The 13,786-nt window shown below is 46.2% G+C and carries 10 protein-coding genes and 4 tRNA genes; 5 read left to right on the top strand and 9 right to left on the bottom strand.

Annotated features, from left to right (window positions below; translation table 11 throughout):
* Positions 1–31: 31 nt before the first annotated feature.
* Positions 32–961, bottom strand: coding sequence for a carbamate kinase (locus ACVA53_RS09800; protein ID WP_255041502.1), 930 nt, complete (start codon positions 959–961; stop codon positions 32–34).
* Positions 962–1,592: 631 nt separating this feature from the next.
* On the opposite strand from ACVA53_RS09800, the gene ACVA53_RS09795 reads away from it, so the two are divergent.
* Positions 1,593–2,282, top strand: a complete 690-nt coding sequence (locus ACVA53_RS09795) for a GNAT family N-acetyltransferase (RefSeq protein ID WP_255041504.1) — start codon at positions 1,593–1,595, stop codon at positions 2,280–2,282.
* 67 nt (positions 2,283–2,349) lie between these two features.
* Here ACVA53_RS09795 and ACVA53_RS09790 read toward each other — a convergent pair whose 3' ends face one another.
* Entirely contained in the window at positions 2,350–3,591 is a 1,242-nt protein-coding gene (locus tag ACVA53_RS09790) for an NADH:ubiquinone reductase (Na(+)-transporting) subunit B (RefSeq protein ID WP_255041505.1), read from the bottom strand.
* A gap of 226 nt (positions 3,592–3,817) precedes the next feature.
* On the opposite strand from ACVA53_RS09790, the gene ACVA53_RS09785 reads away from it, so the two are divergent.
* On the top strand, positions 3,818–5,221 hold the full coding sequence (locus ACVA53_RS09785; RefSeq protein WP_255041507.1) for a cytochrome ubiquinol oxidase subunit I: 1,404 nt from the start codon (positions 3,818–3,820) through the stop codon (positions 5,219–5,221).
* 10 nt (positions 5,222–5,231) lie between these two features.
* Positions 5,232–6,230 carry a cytochrome d ubiquinol oxidase subunit II gene (gene cydB / locus ACVA53_RS09780; RefSeq protein ID WP_255041508.1) on the top strand — a complete coding sequence of 333 codons (999 nt, stop codon included), beginning with the start codon at positions 5,232–5,234 and terminating at the stop codon, positions 6,228–6,230.
* A gap of 170 nt (positions 6,231–6,400) precedes the next feature.
* Here cydB and ACVA53_RS09775 read toward each other — a convergent pair whose 3' ends face one another.
* Positions 6,401–9,640, bottom strand: coding sequence for an efflux RND transporter permease subunit (locus ACVA53_RS09775; protein ID WP_446504981.1), 3,240 nt, complete (start codon positions 9,638–9,640; stop codon positions 6,401–6,403).
* The gene (locus tag ACVA53_RS09770; RefSeq protein ID WP_446504980.1) at positions 9,640–10,758 is read right to left on the bottom strand and encodes an efflux RND transporter periplasmic adaptor subunit; all 1,119 of its coding nucleotides are present in this window, start codon (positions 10,756–10,758) and stop codon (positions 9,640–9,642) included. The genes ACVA53_RS09775 and ACVA53_RS09770 overlap by 1 nt, the downstream gene beginning before the upstream one ends.
* A gap of 197 nt (positions 10,759–10,955) precedes the next feature.
* Between ACVA53_RS09770 and ACVA53_RS09765 the strand changes: the two genes are divergently transcribed.
* Positions 10,956–11,909: a M23 family metallopeptidase gene (locus ACVA53_RS09765; protein WP_255041513.1), complete on the top strand. Its 954-nt coding sequence runs from the start codon at positions 10,956–10,958 to the stop codon at positions 11,907–11,909.
* Positions 11,813–12,256: a polymer-forming cytoskeletal protein gene (locus ACVA53_RS09760; RefSeq protein ID WP_274126189.1), complete on the top strand. Its 444-nt coding sequence runs from the start codon at positions 11,813–11,815 to the stop codon at positions 12,254–12,256. Before ACVA53_RS09765 ends, ACVA53_RS09760 begins: the two co-directional genes overlap by 97 nt.
* Before the next feature lie 78 nt (positions 12,257–12,334).
* Here ACVA53_RS09760 and ACVA53_RS09755 read toward each other — a convergent pair whose 3' ends face one another.
* From ACVA53_RS09755 to ACVA53_RS09735, 5 genes are all read right to left on the bottom strand, one after another.
* On the bottom strand, positions 12,335–13,090 hold the full coding sequence (locus ACVA53_RS09755) for a glutathione S-transferase N-terminal domain-containing protein (RefSeq protein ID WP_446504979.1): 756 nt from the start codon (positions 13,088–13,090) through the stop codon (positions 12,335–12,337).
* A 189-nt stretch (positions 13,091–13,279) separates the two neighbouring features.
* A tRNA-Val gene (locus tag ACVA53_RS09750) sits at positions 13,280–13,355 on the bottom strand.
* 48 nt (positions 13,356–13,403) lie between these two features.
* Positions 13,404–13,480, bottom strand: a tRNA-Val gene (locus ACVA53_RS09745).
* A gap of 34 nt (positions 13,481–13,514) precedes the next feature.
* A tRNA-Val gene (locus ACVA53_RS09740) sits at positions 13,515–13,591 on the bottom strand.
* Positions 13,592–13,611: 20 nt separating this feature from the next.
* Positions 13,612–13,688 (bottom strand) — tRNA-Val (locus ACVA53_RS09735).
* Between the last annotated feature and the right edge of the window lie 98 nt (positions 13,689–13,786).

The following is a 13,786-nucleotide window of genomic DNA, read 5'->3' as shown; positions in this document are numbered from 1 at the left end:
CTTAGTTTATAAGACTTATACGCGGTTCAGTTTAGTAGTACTCGATGCCTTCGCCTGCTTTGACCAAGGTACCAGCTTCGTTGGTTAAGATCTTATCAAGCTCGAACAGAGATCCGATAGCGGCATTACCACGGCCGCTGTTGACGAACTGACACACAGCATCCACTTTGGGACTCATAGAGCCTGCTGGAAAGTTGAAGTGAGACAGGCCTTCAGGTGTAGCAACTTTCATCTCAGCTTGATCTTCTTTACCGTAATTACGGTAAATTGACCCGTCGGTTAAAATGACAAACAAGTCAGCATTGATGGTTTCAGCCAGCAGTTCAGCGGTTAGATCTTTGTCGATAACACACTCTACGCCTTCCATTCGTCCTTCTTCACGGCACACTGGCACGCCGCCGCCACCGCAAGCGATAACCACATTACCGCTTGTTAGCAAGGTTTCAATTTGCTGTTGCTCGATAATGGCTTTCGGCATTGGCGATGGCACAACACGGCGGAAGTATTGGCCGTCGGCTTTGAATTGCTTGTTACTAACAGCCATGATCTCTTTGGCGCTTTCTTCGGTGTAAACCGGGCCGACAAACTTCGTTGGGTTTGCAAAAGCTGGATCATCTTTGCTGACTTCGGTCTGTGTAACTAGCGTCGCGACAGATAAGTTGGCATCGATATTACGTAGCTCTTGCTGAAGCATGTAACCTACCATGCCGCAGGTTTGAGAGCCTAGAACATCCATAGGGTAAGGGGTCGTTTCTGGGGAATACTCTTGATAAGCGCTGTTTTGTTCCATTAGTAGGCCAACCTGAGGGCCGTTACCATGTACGATGACGACTTCATTATCGGTGGCAATAGCAGCAATGCTGGCTGCTGCTTTTTGAATATTGATTCTCTGATTTTCTGCTGTTAGGGCTTGGCCACGAGCCAATAGAGCATTACCGCCGAGTGCTAGAACTATGCGCATGATCGTATCTCCATTAAATATTCTTTGTTTTATTTTTTGTGGTTTACTTTGGTTAAAGCATGAAAATAGGTTAAGAGAATTATGTATTTCTAACTGTGATAATTATCCGGTTTTATTGTTATCTTTATTAGATAAATTTTTATGGTTGTAAGCTTATTATGATTATTTATCCAATAATTAAAATGTACTTCATATTTATATTGCTATATGCGGTATAGGTTTTGATAAAAATAGAATAAATTTTCCGTGAAATAATTGTCAAAAATTGCTATCAACCTCACATGTCAAATGCTGGCTTAAAAGCGAAAGTGAGTTTCTGTCTATGGTGTACGTGTATATTTTGTTTCAAACTTGTAATCAGCTGGGGGTGGTTTTTATTACCCTTTCTTTAGATTTCATCAAAGCACTGTTGGATGTGACGTAATCATGGAAGACGTCGATTTTTTCTCTTTTAGTTCTTTCCCTATTTATTTCGAGTTAATGCTGAATCAAGCCTGAGACGATATTGTTGAAATATGTGCCACTCTACGCCTACATAGTGAAATGTGGATCACAGATATTTAATTGAAGAGACGTGGTTTGAAGGTGTTTTGGTACAATCCGGTTTTGAAAAATGTCAGGGAGTTTTCACATGGAATTTTTACGCGGCTCATCTTCACCTCCCCATCCTGACCCCTTGAACTTAGCGCTACTTACTACGGCTGAATTAGCGATGCTAGGTATTACGCCATCGTTACCAAAACAAGATTGGCAGTTAGCGATTAAACCTTTGTCTCAGTTAACAAAAGAGGTTAATTGCTTAGATGATGATTATCATCAGGTACAGGCTGTGATTGAAGAAAATCAGATGACAGCCTCATTAAATAATCAACAGCATAATCGCCAGTCTGATGACGTGAGCGATGTTGCCTTGGAAGTTTATGCCCAAGGTGAAATTGTTGCAGTGGCAACATTTAGCCGATGTTTGGAAGACTATAAAAATCCACGTAAATCGACCGAGTTGTTCTATGAACTGACCTTGCATAGTATTTATGTGAAAAAGGCGTTTCGGGAACTAGGGCTTGCGACTTGCTTGTGCGAGTTAATTATCAATATTGCCCGAACGGATTGTGATGACTTGTTCCGAAAGTTGGCACAGCGATCTATTCAATTGAAACTCTGGTTCTCTGCGTTGGCAATCACTCAAGGTGGTGAAGCGATTTGCGATTTACTCAGTGAGTCGTTTGTAGAAATGGCCGATGATGTCATTGACGACTTGATCGAAGAGGGGGTCCCTGTCCGCTATCAGGAACCCATGATCTTTGTTGATTGCCTGGCTTAAAGCCTTTCACCTATCAATGCATTGCTAGGGGAAGACAATATGACAGCAATTCAAGCTTAGCAGTGTGCTAATTATGGCGACTCAATCGTCGTTTGGCATTGGATCGAGAAACCAAATTATCAAACAACGGGGCAAACAGGTTGGCAAACAAAATGGCTAACATGATGCCTTCTGGGTAGGCGGGGTTTACAACTCGGATAAACACCGTCATGACACCGATGAGGATCCCGTATGCCCATTTACCATTGTTGGTAAATGCTGCCGAAACGGGGTCGGTGGCCATGAAAAACATCCCGAATGCGAAGCCACCCAATACCAGATGCCACCAGAACGGCATGTCAAACATGGGGTTGGTATCAGAGCCAACAAGATTGAGTAGTGTTGCGGTGACTATCATCCCCACCATAACCCCGGTGACTATGCGCCAAGAAGCAATCCCCATCAGCATGATCATCAAGCCACCAAGTAGTAGGAACAGAGTAGAAACCTCACCAATGGAGCCTGGAATATTGCCGACAAACGCATCCATCCAAGTGATCGCTTCCCCTGTTGCATTGTGCACCATTGCGGTTGAACCACTCTCGGCCCATTGGCTCAATGCGGTTGCTCCGGTGTAACCATCTGCTGCGGTCCAGACCATCCCCCCGGAGATCTCAGCCGGATACGCAAAATACAAGAATGCTCGACCAGCTAGTGCAGGGTTAAGAAAGTTTCGGCCTGTGCCGCCGAACACTTCCTTGGCGACAACTATCCCGAACGTGATCCCCAGTGCGGCCTGCCACAAGGGTAACGTTGGTGGCAAGATGAGAGCGAATAAGATGGAAGAGACAAAGAAGCCCTCGTTGATTTCATGCTTTCGCACGATGGCAAACAAGACTTCCCAGAAGCCACCAACAATGAACACAATGATATAGAGTGGTAAAAAGTAGAATGCCCCAAGAAGCATATTACTGGCCCAACCGGCAGAATCGGCAAGACTGCCACCGAGAGCAAGTGTCGCGGAGTACTGCCAATTCTCACTGATCAGTTGCTGGATCTCTTGCTGAGTATATAAGCTGTTGAGGGCAATAACAGTTTGTTGCCCCACATTGTACATCCCCCAGAACATGGCAGGAAAAACAGCCAGCCAGACCATAATCATGATCCGCTTGAGGTCGATACTGTCTTTGACATGGGTAGATCGTTGGGTCACTTGTCCCGGTGTGTAAAGCAAGGTTGCGAATGCTTCATAGAGCGGGAACCACTTTTGGTATTTGCCTCCTGGCTCAAAGACGTGTTCAAGTTTCTCTAGTGTCGATTTTAGACTCATTGTTTAGCCCTCACGAATAGCTGGCAAGGTGGATGCCAGCATAACTACTGCTACGGGCTGAGTGGCAAATTCGATTAGCAATGATCTAACTATAACGCACCTTACGTGCTGAGCAAGATGAACCATACTGTTAAGCAACGCGTAAAACAAAAGGCATTATTTTCATTATTTCCGTAGCCCTGCTTATTCGGTAACAAGCTTTCAGAATAGGTACTAAGGAGAATCCATGAATGAACTCGCGGTCGATCTCGCTAGATTTCAGTTTGCGTTCACAGTCTCGTTCCATATTATTTTTCCTGCTTTTACTATCGGACTCGCCAGTTACCTTGCTGTATTAGAAGGGTTGTACCTCAAGACCGGTAAACACAAATATATCGAGCTGTATCAATACTGGATAAAAATTTTTGCTATCAGTTTCGGGATGGGGGTTGTTAGCGGTATCGTCATGAGCTACCAATTTGGCACCAATTGGAGTGTCTTTTCCGATAAAACCGGCCCAATTCTTGGGCCACTCATGGGTTATGAGGTTTTCACTGCATTTTTCCTGGAAGCGGGTTTCTTGGGTGTCATGTTGTTCGGTATGAACCGGGTCGGCAAGAAACTGCATTTTATGGCGACAGTGATTGTGGCTATCGGAACCTTGATGTCGGCGTTTTGGATCCTTTCTGTCAACAGTTGGATGCAGACACCTGCCGGATATTCAATGAATGAACTTGGGCAGTTCATTCCCGAAGATTGGTGGGCGGTGGTGTTTAATCCGTCGTTCCCATACCGGCTTGTACACATGGTTCTTGCTGCTTTCTTGACGACGGCTTTTGTGGTCGGCGGTGTAGGCGCATACCATCTACTGCGTTCGCAGAATAATCATTTAGCGAGAACCATGTTTTCCATGGCGTTATGGATGGCGGCAATCGTCACACCGATCCAGATTGTGGTGGGTGATTTGCACGGTTTGAATACGTTAGAACATCAGCCGGCAAAAGTGGCGGCAATGGAAGGGCATTTTGAAACCCAGCAAGGCGCGCCATTGATTTTGTTTGGATTACCTAACGAAGAAACGAAAGAAGTTGATTACAAGGTTGCTATCCCACATTTGGGTAGCCTGATATTAACCCATGAATGGAATGGTGAAGTGAAAGGGTTGGATGCTTTTCCAGACGATGAGCACCCACCAGTTTCTATTGTGTTCTGGAGCTTTAGGATCATGGTTGGCTTAGGCTTTATGATGTTGGCGATAGGGCTTTACAGCTTGTGGCTACGCAAAAAAGGAGAGCTCTATTACCATACCTTGTTCCATCGTTGTTGTGTCGCGATGGCACCAACAGGGTTTATTGCCTTGCTGTGTGGTTGGATAACCACTGAGGTGGGGCGGCAGCCTTATACAGTTTATGGTCTGCTAAGAACAGCTGATTCTATTTCTCCTGTGAATGCGGCGGCGGTTAGTGTTTCTGTCGCTGCGTTTGTGGTGGTTTACTTCTCGGTATTTGGCGCCGGTATTTTTTACTTACTTCGCTTAATGCGCAAACCTCCGACCAAGTATGTTCTACCGCCTACAGCGAGCCTTCCTGATGTTGGGGATGAAGACAACGAGAAGCAATCATTGGCTGCTTCTAACAAATTGAATATGTGAGGGTTCGGTTATGGATTACGCATTAATTTGGTACATCCTCATTGCATTTGCTGTATTTGCTTATGTCATCCTTGATGGTTTCGATTTAGGTATCGGTATTCTGTTTATCTCTGCAGAGTCCACCAAAGAGCGGGATTTGATGATGAACAGCATCGCCCCGGTTTGGGATGGCAATGAGACTTGGCTTGTCCTTGGCGGTGGTGGTCTTTTTGCGGTATTTCCTTTGGCTTATGCGGTAGCAATGCCAGCTTTGTATGCGCCGCTCATCATGATGTTGCTCGGTTTGATTTTCAGAGGTGTCGCCTTTGAATACCGTTTTAGAACCAAGCGCGGTCAGTTCTTGTGGGACAGTTCGTTTTTCCTCGGCTCGCTGATTGCGACATTTACCCAGGGAATGATCCTCGGTACGTTGCTTCAAGGGGTTGAAGTTACAGGCCGTGCATATAGCGGTGGCTGGTTCGACTGGTTTACACCGTTCAGTGTGTATTGTGGTTTTGTCACCATTGCGGCATATACCTTGTTGGGCGCATGCTGGTTGCTGATAAAGATGCCAGAAGGCATGTATCAGCGATTTTATGTGATTGCCAAGCGGTGTGCGCTGATCATGGTCGTGATGGTTGGGATCCTCAGTTTATGGCTACCATTGGGCAACGAAGTTATAGCTGACCGGTGGTTTAGTTTCCCTCAAGCACTGCTATTTTTATTGATACCAGGCTGTTCAGCCTTTCTGGTTTATTTATTATTTAAAGACTTAATGGAGCATAAGCCCGTGCAGGCTTACTTGGTGGTGCTTGGTTTGTTCTTCTTGGCATTCCTAGGGTTTGGAGTCAGTACTTATCCATACATTGTTCCTCATGCCATAACATATGCTGATGCCGCAGCGCCAGATACCAGTTTGAAATTCTTGCTCAGTGGCGCAGTGTTCTTGTTGCCATTGATCATTGCTTACACGGCTTATTCATACTGGGTATTCAGAGGCAAGCTGAAAGAAGATGAGGGGTACCACTAATGATCAATCCGTGCTTCAAAAGATGGTTGTGGTTTGTGGTGCTTTACCTTGGTGGCATCTTGGCTGTTAGTTTGCTTGCTGCTGCAATTAAGTGGGCATTAGGTTAGAGAGCGTTCTCCGAAAGCCGCCAAGCTGGCGGCTTTCTTATTCTCTTAAGCGGTTCACTGCACTTAGCTATGCCTATCTAACTCGTTAGACGTTGCACTTGTTACTGGCATTGGTGGTGGAGAAAAAACGTTACCTAAATGTTTCTCAACCACATCTTCGGGATCAACCATTTGGGATTGGCCGTCTTTTTGCGGTGCTATTGCGTCGCGTTCATCTAACCGTTGTTTATGGTCTCTCCCTAGCATGAGCAGGCATGGGGTGAGTATCAATGTCAATAAAGTGGCAAAGGCAAGGCCCCCAGAGACAGCCGTTGCTAACTGTGACCACCACTGAGTGCTAGGAGCACCAAACTCGACTAATCGGTTAATTAAGTCAATGTTCATTTCAAGCACCATAGGCAACAGGCCTAAAATAGTGGTAATTGTGGTTAGCATTACAGGGCGTAAACGTTGTGCGCCAGTGTGCATGATGGCGGTGATTTTATCCAATCCGCTATGACGCAACTGGTTATAAGTATCAATCAGTACGATATTGTTGTTGACCACAATTCCCGCTAATGAAATGACTCCGATACCTGACATAATGATGCCAAAGGGGCGTTGGAAAATAAGTAGCCCAAGGAAGACACCAACAGTGGAAAACAAGACTGCGCTAAGTATCAGCAGTGCTTGATAGAAGCTATTGAACTGGGTAACCAATATCAGTCCCATCACTGCAAGGGCGACCAAAAAGGCATTTTGTAGGAAGGCAGAAGACTTCTCTTGATCTTCATTCTGACCTCTAACGATAACCTGTGTTCCCTTGGCGAGGGACATTTCTGCGATAGCCGAGTTAATGACGGGCAATTGTAAGCTTAAGTTGTAACCCGTTGCCATATCGGCCATAACTTCAATGACTCGCTTGCCATCAAGGCGGTTGATGGTGCCTTGTTTCGGAGAGGGAGTAATACTGGCAAAGTTGGTAATTGGAACCATACCATACCGTGTTTTGACCCTCAGTTCATCAAAGCGGCCAATATCACGCTTGTCTACTGGGTATCGAACAAGAATATCGACTTCTTCATCGGTGTCATCGGGCAGGAAGTCACCGATTTTGAGCCCGTTTGTGACAAACTGAACAGTATTACCCACCAAGGTTGCGTCCCCGCCAAAGCGGGCGGCGTCATCACGATTGATATTGATTTCCCAGTCTATACCCTCTTTATCCGCAGAATCAGAGATATTGGTGAAAGCTTGGTGCGACTCAAGCCAGTAACGGACTTGGCGAACAGCATCATTCATGTCGTCGGTATTGTTACCGGACACTTCAATGATGACATCATGCTCGCTAGGCGGACCGGCTTGCGGAAATTTGAACTCGAGCTCTATACCGGCAATATCGGCTGTTTTTTCCCGCATTTCAGCAATGATGTCTTTGATGGGGCGGCGGTCTTGCCAATCCATCGGGTTGAGCTGGATTTGGCCGATTTCATTGCTGCCTCCCGTTCGGGTATAGACACTTTTAATCCCCTCGGTACCCATAATTCGCTGCTCTATTTGGCTCATTAGCACATCTTTTTCATAGATAGACAAGTCACCATGGGAGCGAGCTTTGATGGTAAAGTGGGGTGGATCAACCTCAGGAAAGAAGACGACACCTAACCCGGCCTTGCTATAGGCAACACCAACAGCAATGGCAAAAAGAAAGGCGGCAATTAGTATTTTAATTGGGTGTTTAATGGCGATGGCCAAGCTCGAAAGGTAAAGCTTGGTGAGCCCTTTTGCTTGGCTAAAGTCGCCTTTTTCTAGGGCGATTTTCCGTTGTTGTTCAGCCTTTGTGGTGTACTGCGGTTTACCGACAACGCTCCCCAAAACCGGTACGAAGAGTAGTGCCATCAATAATGATGCCGATAAGGTCGCAATCAAAGTCAGTGGTAAGTAACGCATGAACTCCCCGGTAGTATCTGGCCAAAATAGCAATGGCGCAAAAGCGGCGAGGGTAGTGGCGGTCGAGGCGGTAATTGGCCAGGCCATGCGCTTGGCGGCTTCTCGGTAAGCTTGCCTGCGTCCGGTTCCCTCCTGCATTTTTCGGTCAGCATATTCGGTGACGACAATGGCACCGTCTACCAGCATGCCGACAGCCATAATAAGCGCAAAGAGGACTATCATGTTAACTGTGATGCCGCTAACGGCCAGCATTAATAAACCGGTAAGGAAAGCGCCGGGAATAGACACACCGACTAAGAAGGCGGTACGAGTCCCTAAAATGGCCAAAATCACAATGACAACCAAGATAATGGCCGACATAATGTTGTTCTGAAGATCGTTGAGCATGGTGTTGACATCTTCAGATTGGTCGAGGGTATACTCCACCAACAGGTTATCCGGCCACTCATCCCTTTTCTTTGCTTCCTCGACAACCGCCTTGACGACGCTGACGGTCTCGATGATATTTTCGCCAGCGCGTTTTTTGACATCAAGCACGACGGCAGTATCACCATTGAGGCGAGCAAAGCTGTCAGGATCACGATAAGCACGGCGTATTGTGGCGACATCGCTGAAGGTCACGACTTTGTTGCCATCCACCTTTATCGGCAGTTCAAGAATATCTTTCAACGAATCGAATACTGAAGGAACCTTGACCGAAAATCGACCATATCCGGTATCGACAAACCCTGCTGCTACCACGCGGTTATTACGGGCAACCAAGTTAAAGACATCTTCTTGGTCAAGGCCGTAGCTCTCCATCAATAGTGGTTCGACAATCACTTCAACAACATCTTCCCGATCCCCGGCGATATCTACCTCAAGGACTTGCTTGAAACTTTCCAACTTGTCTTGCAGTTCACGTGCAATCTGAATCGTGGTCCGCTCTGGTACGGTGCCGTAGAGTACCAGTGATAGCACGGGTTCATAGCTGGCTAGAGTCACTTCATTAACCGTCGGTTCGTCGGCATCGTCGGGCAGTCTGGTTTTAGCGAGATCAACCGCCTCGCGAACATCCGTCAGGGCAACATTGATATCTGAGCCCACAATAAACTCAAGGGTTACTGAGGCATGGCCTTCAGAGGCGATGGCGCTCATTTCCTTGACCCCTTCGATAGAGCGTAGCTCTTTTTCCAGTGGCCTCACTAACAGGCGTTCTGCATCAACAGGACTAATCCCCTGATGGCCGACAGAGACGTAAATAACTGGAATCGTGATATCCGGGTTGGACTCTTTAGGAATGATTCGGTATGTGATGACTCCTGCCAATAAGATCAGAACGAGCAAGGTGAGCATGGTGCGTGAGCGATTTATCGCTGCGTCAATAATGGCAAACATTATTCACTCCCGCCAAGGTCAACTGAATTGTGTCGAACAGGTATGACAGTATCGCCATCCCTGACAAATCCTTGGCCTGTAGTGATGACTTCTACGGTATTCTCAGTACCGCCAAGCCAGACACCATCAGGCTCAACTTTGACGATTGAAATAGGCACGAAATGTACTTTATCGTCAGCAGCCAAGGTTTTGATCCCAAGGTTACCAGCTTCATCCAGCGCCAGCATGGAAGGTGTAATTTTGATTGCAGGCTCGGTCGCTAAAATCAATTCGAGGTTGGCACTGGAACCAGCCGTCAGTGTCATATCTGGATTACTGATCTCTACCTCGATAGGGTAGGTATTGGTTGACTCGCTGGCAACTGCACCGCGAAAACTGAGGGTACCTGTTGCGGCAAAACCGGTAACCAGTTTGACTTCAGCCTGCTGGCTTTTGTAGATTTTATCGATGTGACGCTCGCTGACATCGGCGCTGATCACCAGCGGGTCTAAATCAACAATTGAAATGATGGGATCACCAACACCTAAGTAGTCGCCTTTTTCAATATAGAGCAGCTCAATGACGCCATCGAAAGGAGCATAGATTTCGGTATTGGCCAATGCAAGTTCCAAGCTTCTGACTTGTGCTTTGGCTTCAATCAGGTTGGCTTCGGCCTGACTAAAGGCCACTTCGCCCTGCAGGCCACGCTTTTTCAGTGATTTTGACGCATTGAATTCCTGATTTCTGACTTTAAGAATGGCATTAGCACGAGCAAGTTGAAGCTCTCGGTCTGCCTTATCGAGTTGGATCAGGGGTTGACCGGTTTTAACACGTTGTCCTTTACGTATTAATAAATTATCAACTTTTCCGGCAACTTCTGCACCTAGGGTGGCCTTGCGGTTAGGGGCAGTACGCCCGTATAGCGAAAGAGTACGAGTGACAGGCTGCACCGTAAACTGTTCGGTGACCACCTTGGCCAATGGCGGTGGAGTGGATGCATTGTCTTTTGCTGCTTGGGATTCAGGTGTTTCATCGGGATGGAGCTGGTGGCCACTGAACAACCAAAGGCTTAATCCGAACAAAATCAATGCGGAGATTATCCAAGGTTTACGCCGAAAAAGTGCCTTGATTGATGTCATCTGTTACCGTCCCTAGTAATCAAATTATTAGTATACATTGTTAAAAATGGGTAACCAAAAGCGCTTTAACAACAGTCAATTGCATACTAACAATAAACGGCTCGAATGTTAATTTGAAGAATTTGAACTGAGTCGCTTAATAAAAATAGTACGTCGGTCGCTTACAAAAAAAGTGATTTATCAAAAGCGGTCTCTCTATGAAGGAACAAATCACGATATCGGTTTCCTCGATCCACGGGTCAAAACATTTTCAACTGAGTAATATGGCTCAACGTAACCTGCGTTGGTTGGCCATTACTGTTGTGACGATTACTGTGACGACGGTTGGTTGGATGATGTATTTAAAATCTGAAGCCGATGATGCGAAATATAAACAAATGGAATTGGAAGCCCGGTCATCATCGTTGACTGAAGAGCTTGATCAACTGAACACGCTAAAATTTGACCTCGAAGCGGATTTGGATGCTCGTGAAAATCGTTTGAGTGGGGTTTCGGATAGGCTTCGCGAACTCGAAACCTTGTTAGGTGTTGATGTGACTGTTGAAGCCAAAGAAATTGAACAGCGTTTGGATGTTGCAGCCATCAATTCAGCCGTCCGGGTTACCATTCTCGAGGGGTTACCTAATGGGTCCCCGGTGGGAAATGTGAGGCAGTCCTCTCAATATGGTTATCGGACTCACCCTATCACGGGTCGAAGAACGCTGCACCGCGGGTTGGATTTTGCGGTTAATACCGGCACGCCGATTTATGCACCGGCTGACGGGGTAGTCGAAACAATACGTCCGAGTAATGAAGGTTCAGGTAACTTCCTTCGCCTTCAGCATACTTTTGGTTTTTCGTCGTCTTATTCCCATTTACACAAATTTGCTGTGAAGTCCGGTGAATTCGTTAATAAAGGTGATCTTATTGCGTACTCCGGTAATTCAGGTTTGTCATCCGGGCCGCATTTGCATTACGAAATACGCTTCGTTGGACGGGCATTGAACCCTCGGCCGTTCGTCGATTGGAGCTTGGATAACTTTGAACATATTTTTGAAAAAGAGAGAAATATTCAATGGGCATCTTTAATAAAGAAAGTGGAGCAGCAGGTCAGCAAACAATTACAACTGTCATCGCAGCGGGATGTGACATCCAAGGCGAACTCAAACTAAGTTGTGATATGCAGGTTGACGGGATAATTGATGGCACAATGAAGCTGGAAAAAAGCCTGGTTGTCAGCCGCACTGGCCGAATCAAAGGAGAGGTGTGGGCTGATAAGATTATCGTTAATGGTCAGGTAGAAGGTATCTGCCATGCTAATTCCATCGAGATTTTGGATAAAGGTGTCGTATCAGGCAGCATTTACTGTGATAACTTGAGTATTGATCGCGGTGGTAAGTTCTTTGGTACGACATTCCCGGCAGAAACCCAGCATGTCGTCGAGTTTACCCCGAAAGCGAAGACCGATGACAAAAAGGAAAAACCGGTAACTGAGCAAAAATTGAAAAAGGCACAGTAGCAAGCAAACCACTGTCCATGAGAAGCTTTAATCCAGTTATTTCAATGAGGCCGTGAAGGGAACTTCACGGCTTCTTTATTATCGCTCATATGTCTGTTCAAGATACCCTACAATGTCTTTCGACTCGAACATGGCCTTATTGGTGTTGGGATCCATCAAGAAGGGGACCTGTACGTTGCCGTATAGCTTAAAGAATTCATCCCGTTTGGTATTAGCAAGGGGATGATAAGGTTTTAGGCTCCATCGCATGTTGGCCGGCCCCATGTCGGAGATCTGCTGCTTGCCAATATTAATCAAAATATAAGTTAGTTCCAGTACGCAGAGTTTTTCACGAACTAGTCTTGCGAATGGACTTGATTCAAAACTATATAAAATTAGTGGAAGCTCAGGTTGATAAGAGGGGCGAGCGTTAACCCCTGACCTCAATCGTACTGTTGTCGCCATGGTTGAACTCAGTTGGTTGGTCACTTTTCCCAGTAAAGACGTCGACACGCTTACTTTGCCGTAGTAGCGGTTTAAATAGGTGAGTATTGACTCCGCCCCATACATCGCTTTTGATTGGTTGTTATCGACAAAAAGAGGAAGGCGAATATCACCGTATTCGGATTGTAGTGACGCTAAATTTTTACCGCCCTTTGGGCAGGGTACAATGAGAATATCTAAGTTTAGCTGGGTTAGTGCTTCGCGTACCTGTCGGCATTCGGCATCATTCTCTTGGTCAAACAGCATCAGTGTTTGCTCTGGCTGCTCGGTTTTCTTATCTGCAACTGTCCCGTGCCAACATCGGTAAGTAGAAGCAAGGAGTGAACTTGTAACATTTAAAAGATGATTCATTTACCTACAATCCCTGTAGAAGAAGGGCATAATTCCCATCTGCCATTTTAAGCATTAAAATCGATTATAGTCAGTGACTAATATTGCATATTTAATGCAATTAAGGCATTGAAATACTGGAAGGGTAGAGAATCCTAACGCAAAAAAGCCTGCTCAATGAGCAGGCTTTTGCTTCTTACGAAAAGAAAGTGGTGGGCGATACCGGGCTCGAACCAGTGACCCCCTCCTTGTAAGGGAGGTGCTCTCCCAACTGAGCTAATCGCCCGAATAAACGCTTGGGATCCTCAAATGAGGTAGTGCGTTTACTGGAATTTGGTGGGTCCGGGCGAATTCGAATCGCCGACCCCTACCATGTCAAGGTAGTACTCTAACCAACTGAGCTACGGACCCAAATTTTGTTCTTCTTAGTGGTTAAGTAAGAAGTTGGTACGACCGAGTGGATTCGAACCACCGACCCCCACCATGTCAAGGTGGTGCTCTAACCAGCTGAGCTACGGTCGTACTGTATCTTCAAAAGAAGATGGTGCGTCTGAGTGGATTCGAACCACCGACCCCCACCATGTCAAGGTGGTGCTCTAACCAGCTGAGCTACAGGCGCATATTGCGTTCTAGTAAAACTAGAAGTTGGTACGACCGAGTGGATTCGAACCACCGACCCCCACCATGTCAAGGTGGTGCTCTAACCAGCTGAGCTAC

Source organism: Photobacterium sp. DNB23_23_1 (assembly GCF_052873815.1).
The sequence above is the reverse complement of the archived record's forward strand: the minus strand, read 5'-3'. Positions and strand labels throughout refer to the sequence as shown.